Genomic DNA, 19,264 nt, shown 5'->3' with positions numbered 1-19,264 from the left:
TATAGGAAATTTCACATTCTAGTAACATTTTTTGCTATAATAATAGATGTCAAAAAATAGGATAAAATGACTAAAGAAGGTGAAGTTTTGGCTGGACTATTTATTTCTACCTTTATGAGAAAAAAGAAGGGCAGCAAAGCCGAAGGAATCGTGTGGGAGGCTTTCAAAGCCGCCTTTAAGAAAAGAGAATGTCTAGGTTATTGGAACTATCCTATCTTCTCGGCTGATTATTCGAGTAGGAAGGAACCAGACATTTTACTGTTAGATAAAAAATTGGGTATGACCATTATTGAAGTAAAAGGAATTACGATTGATCAAATCGTTGCGATACATGGACATAAATGGGTTTATCAGGACTTTTATAGACAGGAAGGCAATCCATACCAGCAGGCGGAAGACCAAATGCATTGTTTGATGGATTGGGTGCGTGAGAAAGAAGGATTAGCGGACAAGCTTTCAAGGAGAGTTTTGGTAGCCCTTCCATATATAACAAAATCAGAATGGGAACAACGAGGCTTTGATCGCCTGCCGAGTAACCCGCCAATCCTTTTCAAGGATGACCTCAACAATGAGAATATGCTTCTTGAGATGGTATCGAACGCTTCCCTTTACCGTTCATTTGTTCCACTAGGGGATGACGAGTGGACAGATTTTACGGAATTGATTCACGGCGGAAAGCTGCCAGTGACTCCGGAGGAAGAAGAGGGACCGAAATATTCGCTGCTTTATATTGCATCCACAGAAAAGAAGCTTCTTCTAGATAAGCGATTATTTGAACCGCTATTGGAAAAAGGGATTAAAATCATTGTTTTATCTCATTTCAAAAAGAAATCGGAATGGTTTCCGAGTGATTTTTATAAGAAATTTGAAAAAGCCTATTTGTTTCAATATACCGTTTCCGAAAAACCTTATCACTTGGATGAACCGATTACGATTTATGATGGAATTGGAGTGGACAAGGCATTTGAGAAGGAATGGCTGGACCAATTTCCACGCTTTAACAAGGGACAATACAAGGTGGAGCACTCTCCTGTAGATTCAAACTTAACCATCACTGCTGGTGCTGGTACAGGGAAGACCACGGTTATGATTCAGCGCATCATGTATTTGCTCGCAATGGTGGAGGGAATTTCTTTGAAGGATATCGTCATGATTACCTTTACAAGGGAATCGGCACAGGAAATGAAACACCGCTTGAAACAGGAATTGGTACTGAGACAGCAGGTCACCAAACAGCCCCGGTTCCTTGAATATGCGGAAGAGCTTAGGGAAATGAATATCAGCACCATACATTCCTTTGCGAAGTCATTGATTCAGGAGCTTGGTTTCATTCTAGGCTTTGGTCGTAATGTACAGCTGAAAGGCTACAAGGTCAAGCGCAGAGAAATCATCAGTACAATATTAAATGAGTTTGTTGCGGGGAGACCGATTGATGAACTTGGCCTTAAAGAGTTTCGGCATTATGAGCTTGTAAAAATAGTTGAAACGTTTTGGGATGAGATGGAAAGTAAAGGGTTAAGCGAAAAGCAAATTTCTGAATTGGTATGGAGTGAAGAAGGTAATAGGCAGGATGAGCCCTTCGAGAAATTAAATGACTTATTCTCCTATGTTTTTCCACGTTGTGAAGAAGAATTTAATCGCGTTAAAAAGCGTGAAAATGCCATCACGATTGGAGATCTGGTCAGGAAAATAAGTGAAATTAGTTCGGAAAAGCCTGAAGCTCTCAAGGAACTTCCGTATCAATTTAAATACTTGTTTGTGGATGAATTCCAGGACAGCGATGATGTTCAAATCAAGCTTGTTTCCCAAATTCATCAAATGATTCACGCTCGTTTATTTGTTGTAGGGGACATCAAGCAATCAATCTACCGTTTTAGAGGTGCAGATTACACGGCCTTTACCCAGCTGAGTGAGTATGTGAAACCATTTATCGAAGAACCGCTACAAATCAATTATCGAACCTCTAAGACATTGCTTGAAAGGCTGGATCGGTATTTTACAGCCTGGGGCAAGCGCGGCGAATTAACCTATGAACAGAATGACCAGTTAATTGGGAATGAAGAATCGACATTTGGTATGAATGAGTTTCGTGTGAAAAAGTACAATAAATGGGCCGATGAGCTAAAAGACAAAGTGCTGATTGAAGTGGAGAAGGCACAGGAACTAATTAAAAACCAAACACATGAATCCAAGAAAAAGAAAATGGCTTTGCTAGTACGCACGAATAATCAGGCGAAGCGAGCTTTTGATTGGCTGGATAGGCATGGGATTGCGGCGGAGATGAATGTAGGCGGAACCTTTTATAATAGCGATGCTGTCAAGGATTTTTATGCATTGTTAGGGGCAATGCTCTTTCCAAATGATGCGAAAAGCGTGCTTAATGCATTGGCAACTCCGTTTTTTAAAGCCGAAGTACTGTTAGACAACCTGGTTCCATTCAAAGGTGACAATGATCAAATTCTGGACTATTTAAGGAAGAATCATAGCTTACTAGATGATTTTGAAAGCCATGTCCAACATCTAAGAGTGAAGCCTGTTTTTGCTGTCATTCGAAAATTCATGACTCCTGACATTTTTCAAACACTCTATTCTAAAAAATTGTCGCTGATTCCTGAAGAACCGACAGATAAAGAAAAAGCAAAAGCAAAATTTGAGGTTCATAAATATCAAACGAACTTGAATCATTTGATGAACCTCCTTCACCAGCAATTTGACAGCACGAATGCGACTCTTTATGCGCTTCACTCATGGCTTGGTATTAATATTAAAACCAATCGTGAGGAAGATGAGCCCCGAGTAGAAGCGGTTGAAACAGAGGATGTGGTTGAAATCGTCACGGTGCATAAATCAAAAGGGCTTGAATACCATACCGTCATCATGCCTTTTACCGATCAGCCTTTCCATTTTGAATGGGATGAAGTTTTATTTGATGACCACAAGAAAAAGGTTGGTTGGTTTATTAAAAAACAGAAGCTTGATAACGAGTTTTATCATGATTTTAATAATCATGAAACAGAGGAGATTGTCAAAGAAGAAACGCGGCTTCTGTATGTAGCGATGACAAGGTCTCGGGAAAGATTGATTATTCTACAGCCAACTAAACCACAAAATGACACCTGGTCCATGCAATTGGACATGGGGAATTAGGAGGGGATGCAGATGACTTGTAAAGTGATTACCTATACCAATCCTAAGACCCTTGACCAATTAGAAGGCTTAAAGAATTATTCGAATGTACTCCATGTTTGTGCAACCAAAAACATGCGTGAAGGGGTTTATGAACGGTATCAAAGACTTCCTGAACAACCCTTTATTACAGCTCCGGTTGTGAGCTCTATCCAATTGGTTAAAGGGTTACTTGGGGATTGGTACAGTTCACAAACGAAACTGAAGCAATTTCTAAACCTATCCGATATGATTCAACGTGAGATGAAGTGGGAAGATAACTTTTTTTCATCCTTCCGGCGGAACCAGGTGGAAGTGCTTGAAACCATTCGAATGTTGGAACTGTCAGGGCTGACAGCTGCAGATTTAGATGATGATGACCTCATTCTCTCACCAAAGGAAGAAGTATTCTTAACGCTTTGGAAAAAGTTTGAAGAAGATGCATCGTTAAAAAGGTTAAGATTCACCCTTAAAAAGGGCTTGAAAAATAAATTGGAAAATGATTGGACCAAAATCATTCAAAAGATGATGAAGGATGCTTATAAAGAGGATGATCCTATCCTGCAAATGATTAATCAAAATGTTGATTATAAGACCATCGTTTTTCATGGATTTTACTATATGACACCAGAACAACAGCGAATTTTCTTACTGCTAAAAGATGCGGGAGTTAACATCATCTTTTTAAACCTTTATGACTCAAGGTATCCAGATTCGTTTTCGTTTATTGGGGATTTTATTAACACTAGAAATGGATGGGTGGATAAAAGCCAATGGGAAATTGCCAAGAGTTCAGATAAACCACAGACCCTTGCCGATAAGTTCTTAGCAGATTTTGAAGGTGAACTGGTTGAAGACGTTCGCAAGCCGGCACATTTAAAGGTAAAGGATTTTCAGGACTTTTATGACTTTCTTCAGGACTATGAGAAGAATCTTAAATCACCTGATAAAGATAAAACTGTTCATAAAACCTACCTTGCTCCCAATGCAGCCAGTTTGAATGATCGATTGCAGGAATACTATCCTGAGTTTTTTAAAGCTAAACGGCATTTTCTTGGATATCCAATCGGACAATTTCTCTTTCAGCTTCACCAAATGTGGAGTGAGCAAGAGGGAAGCTTGGTCCTGACCGAGAGTGGATTGTTTGATTGCTTTGCTTCCGGCTGGCTTTTTGATAAAAAAACAAAAAAGAATGCCAGGGATTATACACGACCGCTCCAAGAGGTCCTTCCGTTTTTCCAAGGTTGTGTTACTCAAGAATCGTGGAAAAACAGGGCCAAAGAATTGCTTGATATACACGAAAATGTTCTTTCAGCCTTCCAGGAGGAAGCAGATGACGCATTCCAACAAAGGATATCCAGCCCATTTGCATTGTTTTCGCAGTTTGCCTTACCAAAAGAGGATGTACTGCAGCTCGTTGATTTTATCGATATGATTATGAAGATTGCCTCTGACTTATTTGGAGACGGGAAAAAGCGGATTTCACTTGCGGACCATTTTTCAAAACTTCGTCATTTGGTTGAGGCAGCTAATCCTTATTTGCAGCAAGAAATCGTTAAGGAAGAAAGAATCCTTATCAAGGAGCTTAAGGAAACGTTACAGACAACACCCGATATTGGTGATTTTCATGTTAGCGATATAAGTACTGCGATTAGTCTTTATTTATCGGGGCATTTAAAAAAGGATCATCCTGATGACGAGTTGATTCGCCCGTTTATTGAAATTGACGGCGAAGCCTTTAAGGAGAATGGAATTACGCATGTAACAGGTCTTGATGAAAACAGTCTTCCTTATTCGGAGTTTACGCTTCCTTGGCCGCTGAGTGAACAGGTCTTTCATGATTTAGCCAACAGAAATATTCCCTTGTCCTTTCAGGTTTTACGAAATAAATATGTGAAACAAATAACGAGGTATTTGGTTTACAATCTACTTCAATTCTCTGAGCGGCTTGAATTGTCGTGGATGGTTCAATGGGAAGATAAAAAGTATCTCGATAAAGCTGTCTATTTGAGTCAATTGAATTTGGAACCTAATAAGGAAGATGGAGGAAAGCAGGACGAATGGCTCGATGTTAAGCTGGCTAGAGAGATAAGCAAGGAGGAACTGGATTCATTCTTGGCTTATCCTATTGATGCTTTAGCTGAATTTAAGTTCTGCCCACGGAGATTTTATTATAGTTATTTATCAGGAAGCACTGAAACGTTTTCGAGTGAATTTGTGCAGGAATTTCTTTTCGGTAACCTTTTAAAGTCTATTGGCGCTCTATTGCCTTCTGAAACTGATGAGAACATTAAGCAGGAGGTCTTTAAGCTTTTTCCTTATTGGAACGAATTTAAATTAAACATTATCGCCGAGGAAAATATCCGTTACCGTTATTGGGCGAAAAAGAATTACGGCGGCTATACACCATATGGAGAGGGCGAAGAATTTAGTGATTTGCGTCAGCTGTTTCTCTTTCCTGTTCTCCAAAACAGCAAGGCAGATGAGGACAGTAAATTGACAGCAGCGGCCATTGGGCAGTTATACAGCCAGCCGGTTTCCATCCTGCCAACCTTAAGGGAAGAATTTGAGAAACAGCTGCAGGAATACCCGATTCAGATGCAAGCAGCTCCAAGCGGAAAATGCCGCTTCTGTCCACATAATCAAATTTGTCCAGAAGCCTTCCATCCTGTTGATGATGCAGAAAGGAAGCGGGCGAAATGACAAATTTATGGGGAAAATTAGCTAAGGAGTGGCGCAGCCGAAAGCCTAAGATAGATAAAGAAAAGCTAGAAGAGAATCTCGGCGGACATCTGGACCAGGTTCAAACCGTCATAAACAATAGCAAATCTGTCCCATCGGCATTGGATGAGATCTTTTCGGATGATGAAGATGATGAGGATGATTGGTAAATAACAGGGGGAGAGCGAATCATGAGTTTAGCAGCAATCGATCATAAATTAACGGCTAAACAGGAAGAAATTGTAAACTTCGATGGGGATGAATTGCTCGTCAAAGGAATCGCTGGAAGCGGTAAAACGACCGTTCTTTTAAAGAAAGCAAGGAAAATGATTGAAAAGAACCCTTCCATCCGGATCGGACTTTTCACTTATAATAAAACGCTAAGTGAATACGCGAAAAAGATTGCGGAAAAAATCGGTCCGCAAAATCTTTTTGTCTATACCTTCCATGGCTGGGCATATGGTGCTTTAAGAGATGTGTTAAGGCAAAGCAGACTGATGGTGACCACCACAAGAGATCAAAAGGATTTTCTAAAAAAGGCCGTTGAAATCGTAAAAAAAGAATCCAAACACCGTTTTGTCACGGAGGAAAAATTCAGCGAATTTCTAGGTGATGAAATTTCCTGGTTAAAAGGGAAGGGAATTAAGAATCTTCTGGACTACCAAAACGTATCGCGGACCGGACGAGGCAGCTCTGTAAGGGTAATTAAGGCCGATCGAAAAATCATTTATCGTATTTATGAAGAATATGAGAGAGTGAAAAGAAATACCAGAAAAATGGATTATGATGACTTCGCTTTGACCTTGCTGGAAAATAAGGCAAAATTAAAGGATTCGTATAAGTTTGATCAGGTTATGATTGATGAGGGTCAGGATCTTCAGCAGGTCCAACTGATGCTGCTGCGGTTTATTGCTAAGAAGGGATTTGTGATTGCGGCAGATAAAGGTCAGAAAATTTACAAGACATCTTTTTCCTGGAAAGACATCGGCATCAATATCCTTGGAGGAAGAACGAAAATTTTACAAAACAGTTTCCGTTCGACGAAACAGATCATCCAAATGGCCCATAGCCTGCAAATGCATGATTCCATCATCAAGGATGAGGAATACGTCGCACCGATTCTTCCGGATTATACAGGCCCAATTCCTGATGTATACGAATGCGATTCGAGGGAAAAACAGGATGCCGCCATTGTGACTACCATTAAAAAATGGTTGGAGGAGAATCCTGATAAAACCATTGGGATTCTATCAAGGGAATGGAAGAGCATTAATCGTTTGTATTACGTTTTCCAGGCGCAGGGGATTCCGCATGAATTTATTAAGAAAGAACAAGGGAATGCTCATACTCCCGGGGTAAAACTGACAACCTTCCATTCTGCAAAAGGATTGGAATTCGACTACGTGATGATTTTGGATTTAGTGGACGATGCCGGCGATAAAGAGCTTCAGGATGAGGAGTTCGTGGAAGTGGAAAGGCGTCTTCTCTATGTTTCTATCACACGTGCAAAAACCTATTTGCAGCTCTATTATTATAATCAGCCATCTTCATTATTGAAGGAGATTGATTCAAAGTACTATAAAAAGCATACTTTATAAAGTTTTAACAATAAGAAAGCAACCCTCCCAAGGTTGCTTTCTTTGTTTAAGAGAAAAATTTTAAATGAAATTAAAAATTTACTAATCACATTAGAACGATCGTTCTGTTTTGTGTTATAATCAATTTATTAGGATTATATTGATATCATTTTCTTATATTCCTTATTATGGAACTGAAAAACTCATAGAATTGTGGTAAGATAATCTAATCAAATTTTTTAATTAGGTAAGTAAAAGCAGGTAGATTATTCCCGGAAAGAACTTATTATATAGGTTGATCTTTTCTTCAATTTTTATTATAATAATTCTTAGGTATATTCAGTACCGAAAGGATGTTCGTTTATGTTAAAAGTAATAGAATTATTTGCGGGAGTTGGGGGTTTCCGACTCGGCCTTGAGGGAACAAAAGGTTTTGAAGTAGTTTGGGGAAACCAGTGGGAACCATCCAAAAAGGCACAAGATGCTTTTGCTTGTTACGCTAGAAACTTCGAAGGTAAAGGAATTCATTCGAATGAAGATATTTCTACTGTAAATGAAAAGAATTTAAAGGATTTAGTTCCAGATATTATAGTTGGTGGTTTTCCATGTCAGGATTATTCTGTTGCTCGAAGCCTATCAGGAGAGAAGGGTATTCAGGGGAAAAAGGGAGTACTTTTTTGGGAGATTATGAGACTTGCAACAGAGCTAAATCCAAAATATATTTTGCTTGAAAATGTTGACCGATTACTTAAATCTCCTTCAAAGCAACGAGGCAGAGACTTTTCGATAATGCTTGCTAGTTTCCGTGATTTAGGTTACTCAGTTGAATGGCGTGTCATCAATGCTGCTGAGTATGGACAAGCACAACGTCGTAGAAGAATCTTTATTTTTGCTGTTCGCAACGACATTCAGTTTATCCAAAACAAAGCTCATTTAGAAGATTCAACGATGCTTCGTACTGAGGGCTTTTTTGCAAAAGCCTTTCCGGTTTTGGACGAGGAAACTAAAAAATTTCATGGTTTTCCATTAACGGAAGATATCGTTGATATTTCAGATAATTTTTCTAAGACTTATTATAATTCAGGTATTTTAAGGAATAACAGGGTCTACACTGAGGAGTTAACACCGATTATAGAAGAGCCGATTACAATAGGCGAAATTATTCAAACAGGTGTGGACGAAAAATATTATTTAAACGAAAATGCTTTAGAAAAATTTGAATATTTAAAGGGTCCAAAAAAGATAGAACGCATTGCAGCAAATGGACATAAGTATACATTTTCTGAGGGTGGAATGGCTTTCCCTGAACCGCTTGATAAACCTGGGCGGACAATGTTAACTAGCGAAGGTACAGTTAATCGAAGCAGTCATGTTATTCGAGATCCTGAAACGAATCGTATTCGAATTTTAACCCCAGTGGAATGTGAACGATTAAACGGATTCCCAGACCGGTGGACCGAAGGCATGTCCGATAGAATGAGGTATTTCTGCATGGGGAATGCCCTGGTTGTGGGTTTAATTGAGAGAATGGGTAAAAGAATTCTAGAAGTTGAAAATGAGGATTTAGAGGCACTAAAAGAGCACCCTCAGCAATTGAGTTTACCCGTTTAGATTAAAATTTATATTAATAAACGAAATTCCGGGATGACTAAAAAAAGTTCCCGGTTTTTTATTTATTAAGCACTTTTTAATTAGAAGTGGTAATAATTTTATCCAGAATAATCTAAGCGTTAATTTTGCCGCACGATTACATCCAGGAGAATGTACACCAGTGTTTCGGTAGATACTCTTTCCGAAGGGTAAGATATGGGTACCGTTAAGAAGAAGTTTGCTACGGAACAGTTGCCTCTATATCCAAGAACCCCAAACAATTTTCAGAAAGGCCGTAGTCTAAAACAATAAGATCGGTCTTCCGCAAACGGGCCAGCTTGAAGAAGAAGGACATTTTCTGTTTTTAGCGAATTAGAATTAAAACTAACTTTTAACGAATATAGGTTATTGCTTAATAACTGTGATATTGGAGGTATGAGATATGAAGATACACAGAATAGATCATGTAGGTGTAAACGTAATTGACCTCTCTGCTGCCAAAGAGTTTTTTCTCGATTTAGGGCTTGAGGTGAAAGGGGAATGGGAAATGGAAGGAGAGTTGATCAATCAGGTATTTGGGCTGAATGATGTTAAAGTAGCATGTGTAGGATTGGGGTCGCCAGACGGTCAGGCATGGCTAGAGTTAATCAAATTTTATAAGCCTTCAGATGAAAGAGAAATTCAGCAATCTTTTGCCAATACCCCGGGTATCCGGCATATTGCATTTGCTGTTGAAGATATTGAAGCTGTTGTTGCCAAATTGAAAAAGAAAAATACGGAATTCATTAGTGAAATACTACAATATGAAGAAAGTTATAAGTTATGCTACTGTCGTGGGCCAGAGGGAATTATTGTAGAGTTGGCGGAGCAAATCAAATAAATTAGGGTAATTAATAGTTATCGGGTCAAAAATTTATGGTATTCGGTTACCTATCATAAACAAAGAATATGTAAGGTAAAATGCCTATCGAATTGTAAAATTTGATAGGCGTTTTTCGTTGGAATAAAGCGATTTCTATGTATTTATTACTGAAAATTGTATAGCAAAATGTATATAATATTGTAAGGGTACTCAGGCTGTTGAATATAGATATTAATAGTTTAGTTGAAGAAATTTAGAACAGTAGTTAAATTAACTACTGTACATTTTGAATAATTAGGGGGACTTAAATTGGATATCTGGATTAATAAAGGATTTTCAATTTCAACAAATAAAGAGTATTTAGATTTATCATTAATACATAGCTTCTTGAGTCAAGAAGCATACTGGTCAAATGGTATTCCCAAGGAAACCGTAAAAAAGGCAATTGAAAATTCTCCGCTATGTTTTGGAGTCTATAAAGGTGAAGTAGGTAAAGATGTTTTTGAACAGGTTGGTTTTGCAAGGGTAATTACTGATTTAGCGACGTTCGCTTATCTTAGTGATGTGTTTATCTTGCCTAATTTTCGGAAATTAGGGTTATCAAAATGGTTAATGGAGATTATCACAAACCATTCCGAATTACAGGGAGTTCGTAGATTTATGTTAGCTACTCAAGATGCACATTCATTATATAGCCAATATGGTTTTGAACAGAATGTTAATTCCGAACTATTTATGCAAAAGGTGCTTAAGAATCCATATCAACAGAAAAATTTCTTAAAGTAAAGGTTCAGTATAGATTATTCACTGGACTACTATTAGATTAATCCTCTGTGAAAGGCTGATTAGATGTTCTTCGATATGGATCCAACTTTATTAATGATTTTAGTGGTGTTTGGCTTTTTAGCAGCTTTTATCGACTCAGTGGTTGGCGGAGGAGGGCTGATTGCACTGCCAGCGCTGTTACTTACAGGTCTTCCGCCTGCAGCCGCGGTACCCACAAATAAATTAGCGGGAACCATTGGCTCATTTACGAGTACAATCATGTTTTATCGTTCTGGCAAGCCGGATTTAAAATCCGTTTATCAAAAAGCAGCGTATAACCCCTAGCTTTAGATATGTGGATATAAGCTGTTTTTTTGAGTTTCTTTAGGATAAAGCAAGCGTTTTCCTATACTTTTTTTGAAGCATTCTGTTATAATAAAGATACGCACGGAACGTGTGTTCCTATTAATTCGAAGGAGGTGAATGTAATGTATAGTACCTATAAAATACAAATTCATCCGGAACATGAGTTGTTTGATTTCTGCGATTCACTATGCTTTAAAGCAAAAAATCTTTACAACATTACCAACTACTACATTCGACAGGTTTACACAGCTTTAAAAAAAGAGACACGAAATGATAATCAGCTACAAGTGTTAATAGATATTGAATCGCATTTACCTCGTATGAATGAAATTCGTCTGAAAAGCTTTGAAAAAGCTAGATCGAAACCTAAGAAAATGGACAAAAAAGGCAATATAATTGAACCAAAGTTAAAATTATTTGGAATGCCTACCTATGCGAAATCCTTCCTGCAGTACGACTTTGTCGAAGCCCTTTTTAAAGTAATGAAACAAGTAGATTACGCTTCTATGCCCTCTCAATCCAATCAACAAACCATGAAAAAAGTATTTGATGATTGGAAAAGTTATTTCGAAGCCTCTAAGAAATATAAAGTCAATCCTGCAAACTTTTCCGGTAAACCTAAAATCCCAAAATATAAGCTGAAGAATGGTCGTACAACGTGCTATTTGACCAATCAAATTACGGGGATAAAAGAAGGAAATGTTCTTAAATTACCTGGAACCCCTTTTCTATTGAAATTGGGAAAGATCGCTCATTCAATAGGAAAACTACAACAAGTTCGAATTGTACCTTCCTATGACCGTTATGTAGTCGAAGTAGTTTTCAAAAGTGAACAAGAAAAGGAAATCAAAAGAACAGAAAAACAAACCAATGAATTGGTATTTGAACCAAAACTAGTAATGGGTATTGATTTGGGAGTGGATAACCTGGCAACTATTGTCGATAACACGGGGCATAAGCCTCTTCTTATCAAGGGCACAAGGTTAAAATCGATCAATCAATACTACAATAAATTAAGAGCGAATTACTTTTGTATCATCCGAAATGGAAAAAATCCAAAAGAAGGAATCTTTACAACCCATCGGTTGAGTTCATTGGATCGAAAAAGAAACAATCGTATCATGGATTTTTTACATAAGGCAAGCGCAAAAGTGGTGGAAATAGCTCTAGAAAGAAAAATCGATACCATCATCATAGGCCGAAATGTCGGTTGGAAGATCGAGGTTGAAATGAAAAAGGCGGATAAGCAAACCTTCATTCAAATTCCATATTCGACGTTTATTGAAATGATTCGATATAAGGCAGAACGAAAGGGGATTCAATGCATTGATCGAGAAGAAAGCTATACATCCAAGTCTAGTTTCTTGAATCATGACCCGATTCCAACCTATGGTGAAGAACACATAACTAATTTTAGTGGTTATCGATACAGTAGAGCCTTTTACAAGATTAAGGGATCTAAGGTTCTCATACATGCGGATGTAAATGGTGCTTTTAACATTGTTCGAAAACATATAGGGAACGCTTTTGAAGGAATGGAAGGAAAACAGTTCCTGCAATCCCCACGGAAAATCATCATCATTAAATACCCAAAAAATGCAAAGCTGAAGGCATATGCCTGATGTATTAGCGGGACACGTGGTAGCCCACGAAAAGACAATGGGCTGTTAAAGTCTATTCTTTCGAAACCTCTAGCTTTAGCTATGGGGATACTCATTGGTTCAATGATAGGGGCCTGGATTGTTCATTTAATGAATCCTGAAGTATTAAAGCCACTGATGATTGATGCTTGCTGCTGTCGCGATTTATACTATTTTCAAGAAAGATTGGGGCACTATCTCTAGCATTAAACGGTTATCGGCAAAACGTCAATTCTTGTTTGTGCTTATCATTTTTGCCATAGGTTTCTATGATGGATTTATTGGCCCGGGAACTGGATCCTTTTTAATCTTTGCTTTTTTAATGATTGGCTTTGATTTTTTAAAGGCAGTAGGAAATGCGAAGTTTTTAAACTTTGGCAGTAATTTGCAGCGTTGTTGATGTTTATGTTTTTAGGGCAGGTTAATTACGCTTACGGCATTCCTATGGGACTTGCCCAATTGGCAGGTGCGATTTGCGGCTCAAGGTTTGCCATTAAGCAAGGAAGCGGCTACGTACGTGCGCTGTTCATCACGGTAACCTTTTTATTGCTAGCAAAAAATACATATGATTATATTTATAAATAATTAGTGGAAGGAAGAGTCAAGGGGGCATGGATAACTGAGAATGATGTTTTAAAAACAACATTTATGAAAGAGGATGGGAAGCTATGTTAAAGGTGAATCGGTGGCCTAAAAATACCATAGCGGCGGGTCGTCGTCATACCGTTGGGCTTAAATCAGACGGTACTGTGACGGCTGTGGGTGATAATAAATTTGGCCAATGTGATGTCAGCGGCTGGCATGATATTGTGGCGGTCGCGGCTGGTAATGTTCATATGGCGACGAATACGGGTAATGCTCATACAATCGGACTTAAATCTGACAGTACAGTGGCGGCTCTGGGGTGGAATAAGCATGACCAATGTGATGTAAACGAGTGGCGCGATATTGTAGCGATTGCGGCGGGGTGGCGTCATACCATTGGGCTTAAATCGGATGGATCGGCTGTAGCGGTGGGCCGAAATAATGAAGGTGAATGCAATGTAAACGGCTATCATGATATTGTGGCGGTCGCAGCGGGTGACTGGCATACAATCGGTCTTAAATTGGACGGCACGGTGACGGCTGTCGGTAATAATCGGTATCGCCAATGCAATGTAAGCGACTGGAGAGATATTGTGGCGGTCGCGGCGGGTTATCTTCATACAATCGGTCTAAAATCGGACGGAACGGTGACGGCTGTGGGTTTGAATAAACATGAACAATGCGATGTAAACGGCTGGCGCGGTATTGTGGCGATAGCGGTGGGGAGTAATCATACAATCGGCCTTAAATCGGACGGTACTGTGGTGGCTGTCGGTTGGAATGAGTACGGACAATGTAATGTAAGTGATTGGTGCGATATTGTGGCAATTGCAGCGGGTTGTACCCATACCGTCGGTCTTAAATCGGACGGCACGGTGGTTGCAGTGGGTGATAATGAATATGGCCAATGCGATGTAAGAGGCTTTAGCGGTATCAAACTTCCCGGCAATTAGTTTTTAAAAACAACACGCCAGAGAATCATTGAACCAGACAAGGTTAAGGCATGTCTTGTCATTTTTCTAATGCTGACTTATTTCTCTGAGAGGTAAATGTATAGCAAACGTTTATTGTTGTTATTAGATTTTAAAATTCGTTTGGTCCGCTGGTCCACGATTGCCGAAACATTAGGCATGGAACAGGGGGATAATTAAAAAGGCACCATTATTAATTGCTTGGTGCACCGGGAGGATAATAATAAGGAGGAACTTTAATCCAGCCCCTTTTACGCATAGCAATTTTAACTTCCATAGCAAGAACCATTTTCTCGGTTTGGAGTCTTGCCCACTTTAAACCAATATCATTACGAATACTTTGACTCATGTAGTAGCACACATAACGATATTAGTAGCAATTTTTAGTGAAATGAAATTTGCAATTTCCTCATCCGTCATTTTTGCACCTAATGGTACGCTATTTGGATCCGATTTTGGTTTAGATTCAGACGCTTGAGATAAAGGAATTCCTTCATTTATCATGAAACCTTTAAGTATATTCATCTGGTGTTCACCAAGATTCTTTGATTTATTAACCAAATTAATTAATTCATCGTCAGTAGTTGTATTTAAAGAAGCTTCCAGAACAGGAATTTCTTCTGCTAATGCAGTGAAATAAAGCCAACATCCCATAGCTTCTCCAATGTGTGGACGAGATTTTGGCTCAGAATCATATGTTGTTTTTAAGTAATCAAAAGCTGCTTCAAAGATATTTTGCATAACATTTCATTCCTTAATTTATTTTGTATTAGTATTTCCATTTTTATGGAATGTAAAACTTAGAGGCAAGCTGCGATAATCGACCAAAATGTGCAGCAAATGAGAAGGTGCTTATTCAACTAACTGGCACAAGAGTTGAAGAACAGTCCTGTCGTTTCGACCGTTTTTTTTATTGTGTTAACGGGGCAGGATACTTAAATAGTGTTTGATATCCTTTTGCCTTTTGGGAATAATAAGAAGCAACAAAGGAGGGAGGATATTGAAGACCATTGAAGACCCAGAGAAGCTAAAAAAGGTCGGAGAATTTTATGATAAAATAGCTGACACCCACTATGAATTTCTTCATTACTGGCTAAAAAATACATTGTTCCATTGGGATTTTTGGTTATCTTTTGTTTTCAGTATTCTTCCTTGGGCAATATGGATTAAATACAGGAAGAAAGATAGCACACAAAGGCTGTTGTTTGTAGGATTTTTTGTTCTCATTTTCACTTGTTGGATGGATTTTTTTGGAGTGATGTATGGTCTCTGGTATTACACGGGAAAAGTTATACCTACAATGCCTTCTTATCTTCCTTGGGATATGTGTATTTTGCCTGTTTTCGTTATGTTACTAGTACAATACAAGCCTAACAGTTCAGCATTAGTTAAAGCCTTGGTATTCGCAGCAGTTTGTTCCTTTATTGGGGAACCCTTTTTTTTATGGCTAGGATTTTATGTATTAAAAAAATGGAGTATTTTTTACTCCTTCCCAATTTACTTTTTGATTTATCTTGCCTGTCACAAAATTAGCCGGCTTAGAAACTTTGCTGGTATATAGGTTATTACTTAAGGAGTTTTAAAAGGTCGCTGCTGCGGCTTTTTTTTGTTCTTCAACAAACAAAGCAGTTTAGTTCAAAAGAAAGTTATATGTCAATGTTGTTGAATATGTCTGTGGGACTACTTAATAAGTAGATTTTTTTTATAATATTTGGATACATTAAAAAATATGGGACAAATTCGGGGAGAGGTGAAATTCATATATGGCTTCAAAGAGGCACAAAGCATTAAATTTATTTTTAATACTGATTCCCTGGTTATCGTTGTTATTTATAGGTAAGCGTAGTATCAAACGTTATTCTTTAGCGGGGGTTTTTATATCTATTTTTGAAATTATAAATCATTTGTATGGACGTAAGAGGAAGTGGTGGGAATTTTACGATAAACCAAGATCTTTTATTAGGGATGAACTTCCTTTTGATATTGGTCCATATTTGCCTATGTCTTTGTGGTTCCTTAAATTTTCATATGGAAACTTTAAAAAATTTATATCGATTAATGCGATAGCGAATGGACTCTTTGCTTTTCTTTTCATTCCTTTCTTAAAAAAAATTAAAATTGTTCGTCTAAATAGGTTAAACTATTTTCAATTCTTTATATATATACATTACAAAGCGTATATATTGTATGCGGTACAGTATTTGGTTGAAAAAGTGAAAGGATATAACGGTGTACTTGATAAATGAAGCTAAAGTTACTCAACTTACGGGTGCTTGAATTTTAAGAATGCTTAGGTTGCTGCGGCAGCCTTTTTTGCTTGTTCCACTAAACGAAGCAGTTGTGTTTAACAAACTCATTATTAAGTGCTTTTAAATATAAATAACAAAACCCCATTCCTTGATGCTTCGTTAGGAATGGGGTTAACACCGCCAAATCTATTGTCAGTTGTTTTAGGTTTAATCATTTTATCCTTCATCCCAGTCGGGATTAGGTCTATTATTAAACTAATATACTTTCTTCAATTTCAATTGAGCTGTTCATGAACAATTCGATATCGGCTTTAGTATTTGAAATGCCGCCTACACCAAAATTCTCAATTAAGAAGTTCGTTACGTTTGGTGATAAGAAAGCTGGTAATGTTGGTCCAACGTGAATATTTTTCACACCTAAGTAAAGTAAAGATAAGAAAACGATAACCGCTTTTTGCTCATACCATGCGATATTGTAAGATAACGGTAATTCATTAACACTTTCTAATCCGAATGCATCTTTCAACTTCAATGCAGTCATGACTAGAGAGTAGGAATCGTTACATTGACCGGCATCAAGTACCCTCGGAATTCCGTTGATATCACCTAAATCTAGTTTATTGTATCGATATTTTGCACAACCGGCTGTTAAAATGATAGTATCTTTTGGAAGATCTTCGGCAAACTCTTTATAATAAGTTCTGCTCTTATGGCGACCATCACAGCCAGCCATTACAAAGAATCGTTTAATATCACCCTTTTTCACAGCTTCTACAACTTGATTAGCTACTTGAGCCACTTGATTATGCGCAAATCCTCCAATAATTTCACCTTTTTCAATTTCTACTGGTGGTTGGCATTTCTTTGCATGCTCAATAATGACGGAGAAATCTTTTGTACCATCTTCATTTTTAGGAATATAGGTTACCCCTCAACAGCAGTTGCCCCAGTTGTATACATTCTTCCTTTATAGGAAGCCTTTGGTGGGACAATACAGTTTGTTGTCATGAAGATCGGACCGTTAAAGCTCTCGAATTCACGAGTTTGTTCCCACCATGCATTTCCGTAGTTACCGACAAAATGATCGTATTTTTTGAAGGCTGGATAATAGTGCGCTGGAAGCATTTCACTATGTGTATACACATCTACTCCCGTGCCTTCCGTTTGTTTTAATAACTGTTCCATATCTTTCAGGTCATGACCGCTAACTAAAATTCCCGGATTTTGACGTACACCAATGTTTACTTTCGTCATTTCAGGATGACCATACGTTGATGTATTTGCTGTATCTAAAAGTTCCATGGCATGAACGCCGTACTTTCCACATTCCATTGAAAGTTCAATCAATTGTTCCATACTTACTGAATCATCTGTGATCGTTGCAAGTGCTTTTTGCATAAACGCATCTAGCTCTTCATTTTCATAGCTAAGATTTCCCGCATGCTCTAAATAGGCAGCCATTCCTTTCAATCCGTAAGTCACTAACTCTCTTAATGAACGAATATCTTCATCTCTTGTAGCTAGAATACTAACTTCTTGAGAAGCAGATTTCATTTCAAGTTGATGATTTGTTTCACCATACCAAGTGACAAAATCGCTATTGTTGTCTAAAGTGTACCCTGCATTAATGATTGCAGCTTTAATTTCTTCTCGGAGCTTTAATCCTTCTCTTACAGTATTAAAAAATTCATTTTTATCCCAATTTGCATTTGTAATCGTCATAAAAAGACCATTTATGATAAACTGATCTGCATTCTTTTGATTAATCCCGATTTCACGAGCCATTGTATTTACAATCGCAACTCCCTTAATCGTGTAAATCAATAAATCTTGCATATTTGCCAAATCATCTTTTTTTCCACATACACCAACAACAGTACAACCTGTTCCTTGTGCGGTTTCTTGACATTGAAAACAAAACATACTCATTTATAATTTCCTCCAATGAATGATTTTCGATTTCTAATTCTTCTTCTTTAACAATTTGTTTCATTTAGTGTAGGTTATAGAATAAGTATCATAAGTGATTAACAATATAATCATCTTGTTTACATCGTTATTATAAATTCTTTCATTTTAAATTTGGATTCTTTATGAGTCTGTTCACAAACAAGTCAAAAAGAATTGAACAATAGGTGACAAAAAGGACAAGAGGGGTGTGCTTTGAATAAAACACTTAGTTGAATTTCGTTAAAGGGGAATGTTTTAATGGATGTAAACGAACGCAACGAAAAGATAAAATTTCTTCAAATGAAAAGTAAAAGAAATAACATTATTAAAGAAATGAAGACTAAAGATATTCATTTAACACTTGATTCTTTTATGGAACCTCAATATTCCTATGATTTACTTGGTGATATATTTAACAAAATAGATACGCTAGGTGAAAATAAAGAGGAACTTAAATTTGAACATAACACCAATAAAGCAGTTAATCAGCTATGGATGCTAAATAAGAAAATTCCTAAGCAGCTTAAGGAAAAAGAGATTATTTTGTTTCATCAAGATTATCTTGATACAGGTGCAATTATTTTAAGTTTAGAAGATATTTTCAGAGATATTAATTGGATAGTAAATTTTAGTGGATATTCAAATGGTGCTTTTGATTTTGTCGTTGTTGAACCGACATTTTACTATGGAATTTGTATTGAAAGGTTTGAATATTGGGATACCTTTACTATATGGGGGTTGTTCAACTAACGGCTGCGGGAGATGAAGATCGAGGCGTCATTCTGACAGCTTTTTTTATTTGACTACCATGAAAATTAACTTC

At 37.6% G+C, this 19,264-nt stretch carries 16 protein-coding genes and 2 pseudogenes; 14 read left to right on the top strand and 4 right to left on the bottom strand.

Annotated features, from left to right (window positions below; translation table 11 throughout):
- Positions 1 to 87: 87 nt before the first annotated feature.
- The 11 genes and pseudogenes from ABES02_RS27665 to ABES02_RS27615 all read left to right on the top strand — a co-directional run bounded on the left by ABES02_RS27665 (position 88) and on the right by ABES02_RS27615 (position 14,224).
- Complete coding sequence (locus tag ABES02_RS27665) at positions 88 to 3,147, top strand: UvrD-helicase domain-containing protein (protein WP_430141021.1); 3,060 nt, start codon at positions 88 to 90, stop codon at positions 3,145 to 3,147.
- 12 nt (positions 3,148 to 3,159) lie between these two features.
- Positions 3,160 to 5,868: a hypothetical protein gene (locus ABES02_RS27660; protein ID WP_430141020.1), complete on the top strand. Its 2,709-nt coding sequence runs from the start codon at positions 3,160 to 3,162 to the stop codon at positions 5,866 to 5,868.
- Positions 5,865 to 6,056, top strand: coding sequence for a hypothetical protein (locus ABES02_RS27655; protein WP_430141019.1), 192 nt, complete (start codon positions 5,865 to 5,867; stop codon positions 6,054 to 6,056). Before ABES02_RS27660 ends, ABES02_RS27655 begins: the two co-directional genes overlap by 4 nt.
- 21 nt (positions 6,057 to 6,077) lie before the next feature.
- Positions 6,078 to 7,484, top strand: coding sequence for a UvrD-helicase domain-containing protein (locus ABES02_RS27650; RefSeq protein WP_430141018.1), 1,407 nt, complete (start codon positions 6,078 to 6,080; stop codon positions 7,482 to 7,484).
- Between the two features lie 342 nt (positions 7,485 to 7,826).
- Positions 7,827 to 9,074: a DNA (cytosine-5-)-methyltransferase gene (dcm, locus tag ABES02_RS27645; RefSeq protein ID WP_430141017.1), complete on the top strand. Its 1,248-nt coding sequence runs from the start codon at positions 7,827 to 7,829 to the stop codon at positions 9,072 to 9,074.
- Between the two features lie 421 nt (positions 9,075 to 9,495).
- Positions 9,496 to 9,933, top strand: a complete 438-nt coding sequence (locus tag ABES02_RS27640; RefSeq protein WP_430141015.1) for a VOC family protein — start codon at positions 9,496 to 9,498, stop codon at positions 9,931 to 9,933.
- Between the two features lie 291 nt (positions 9,934 to 10,224).
- Positions 10,225 to 10,701 (top strand): GNAT family N-acetyltransferase, encoded by a 477-nt coding sequence (locus tag ABES02_RS27635; protein WP_430141014.1) that lies wholly within the window; start codon positions 10,225 to 10,227, stop codon positions 10,699 to 10,701.
- A gap of 63 nt (positions 10,702 to 10,764) precedes the next feature.
- Positions 10,765 to 11,004, top strand: a pseudogene (locus ABES02_RS27630) (TSUP family transporter); the annotation flags it as partial.
- 164 nt (positions 11,005 to 11,168) lie between these two features.
- Positions 11,169 to 12,668, top strand: coding sequence for an RNA-guided endonuclease InsQ/TnpB family protein (locus tag ABES02_RS27625; RefSeq protein WP_430141012.1), 1,500 nt, complete (start codon positions 11,169 to 11,171; stop codon positions 12,666 to 12,668).
- A gap of 93 nt (positions 12,669 to 12,761) precedes the next feature.
- A pseudogene (locus ABES02_RS27620) lies at positions 12,762 to 13,271 on the top strand (TSUP family transporter); the annotation flags it as partial.
- Positions 13,272 to 13,354: 83 nt separating this feature from the next.
- Entirely contained in the window at positions 13,355 to 14,224 is an 870-nt protein-coding gene (locus ABES02_RS27615; protein ID WP_430141010.1) for an RCC1 domain-containing protein, read from the top strand.
- A 211-nt stretch (positions 14,225 to 14,435) separates the two neighbouring features.
- Here ABES02_RS27615 and ABES02_RS27610 read toward each other — a convergent pair whose 3' ends face one another.
- Positions 14,436 to 14,591, bottom strand: a complete 156-nt coding sequence (locus ABES02_RS27610) for a hypothetical protein (protein ID WP_430141008.1) — start codon at positions 14,589 to 14,591, stop codon at positions 14,436 to 14,438.
- On the bottom strand, positions 14,588 to 14,983 hold the full coding sequence (locus ABES02_RS27605) for a DUF3231 family protein (RefSeq protein WP_430141007.1): 396 nt from the start codon (positions 14,981 to 14,983) through the stop codon (positions 14,588 to 14,590). The genes ABES02_RS27610 and ABES02_RS27605 overlap by 4 nt, the downstream gene beginning before the upstream one ends.
- 259 nt (positions 14,984 to 15,242) lie before the next feature.
- On the opposite strand from ABES02_RS27605, the gene ABES02_RS27600 reads away from it, so the two are divergent.
- Both ABES02_RS27600 and ABES02_RS27595 read left to right on the top strand, forming a co-directional pair.
- Entirely contained in the window at positions 15,243 to 15,803 is a 561-nt protein-coding gene (locus tag ABES02_RS27600) for a CBO0543 family protein (protein ID WP_430141006.1), read from the top strand.
- Between the two features lie 202 nt (positions 15,804 to 16,005).
- Positions 16,006 to 16,488, top strand: a complete 483-nt coding sequence (locus tag ABES02_RS27595; RefSeq protein ID WP_430141004.1) for a hypothetical protein — start codon at positions 16,006 to 16,008, stop codon at positions 16,486 to 16,488.
- Between the two features lie 253 nt (positions 16,489 to 16,741).
- Here the strand turns inward: ABES02_RS27595 and ABES02_RS27590 are convergent, their stop codons facing one another.
- The gene (locus tag ABES02_RS27590) at positions 16,742 to 17,368 is read right to left on the bottom strand and encodes a hypothetical protein (RefSeq protein WP_430141032.1); all 627 of its coding nucleotides are present in this window, start codon (positions 17,366 to 17,368) and stop codon (positions 16,742 to 16,744) included.
- A gap of 47 nt (positions 17,369 to 17,415) precedes the next feature.
- A complete protein-coding gene (gene hcp, locus ABES02_RS27585; protein WP_430141003.1) occupies positions 17,416 to 18,420 on the bottom strand; it encodes a hydroxylamine reductase in 1,005 nt (334 codons plus the stop codon).
- Positions 18,421 to 18,699: 279 nt separating this feature from the next.
- Here hcp and ABES02_RS27580 point away from each other — a divergent pair, with 279 nt between their 5' ends.
- A complete protein-coding gene (locus tag ABES02_RS27580; RefSeq protein WP_430141002.1) occupies positions 18,700 to 19,191 on the top strand; it encodes a YxiF family protein in 492 nt (163 codons plus the stop codon).
- Positions 19,192 to 19,264 lie beyond the last annotated feature (73 nt).

Source organism: Neobacillus pocheonensis (assembly GCF_050477905.1).
Lineage (GTDB): Bacteria > Bacillota > Bacilli > Bacillales > Cytobacillaceae > Neobacillus > Neobacillus pocheonensis_A.
This window is presented reverse-complemented; position numbering and strand designations above follow the sequence as displayed.

Coding starts and splice junctions, on each gene's coding strand:
- ABES02_RS27660 (WP_430141020.1), top strand. CDS start 3,160: ATGACTTGTAAAGTGATTACCTATACCAATCCTAAGACCCTTGACCAA.
- ABES02_RS27655 (WP_430141019.1), top strand. CDS start 5,865: ATGACAAATTTATGGGGAAAATTAGCTAAGGAGTGGCGCAGCCGAAAG.
- ABES02_RS27650 (WP_430141018.1), top strand. CDS start 6,078: ATGAGTTTAGCAGCAATCGATCATAAATTAACGGCTAAACAGGAAGAA.
- dcm (WP_430141017.1), top strand. CDS start 7,827: ATGTTAAAAGTAATAGAATTATTTGCGGGAGTTGGGGGTTTCCGACTC.
- ABES02_RS27640 (WP_430141015.1), top strand. CDS start 9,496: ATGAAGATACACAGAATAGATCATGTAGGTGTAAACGTAATTGACCTC.
- ABES02_RS27625 (WP_430141012.1), top strand. CDS start 11,169: ATGTATAGTACCTATAAAATACAAATTCATCCGGAACATGAGTTGTTT.
- ABES02_RS27615 (WP_430141010.1), top strand. CDS start 13,355: ATGTTAAAGGTGAATCGGTGGCCTAAAAATACCATAGCGGCGGGTCGT.
- ABES02_RS27610 (WP_430141008.1), bottom strand. CDS start 14,591: ATGAGTCAAAGTATTCGTAATGATATTGGTTTAAAGTGGGCAAGACTC.
- ABES02_RS27605 (WP_430141007.1), bottom strand. CDS start 14,983: ATGCAAAATATCTTTGAAGCAGCTTTTGATTACTTAAAAACAACATAT.
- ABES02_RS27595 (WP_430141004.1), top strand. CDS start 16,006: ATGGCTTCAAAGAGGCACAAAGCATTAAATTTATTTTTAATACTGATT.
- hcp (WP_430141003.1), bottom strand. CDS start 18,420: ATGAGTATGTTTTGTTTTCAATGTCAAGAAACCGCACAAGGAACAGGT.
- ABES02_RS27580 (WP_430141002.1), top strand. CDS start 18,700: ATGGATGTAAACGAACGCAACGAAAAGATAAAATTTCTTCAAATGAAA.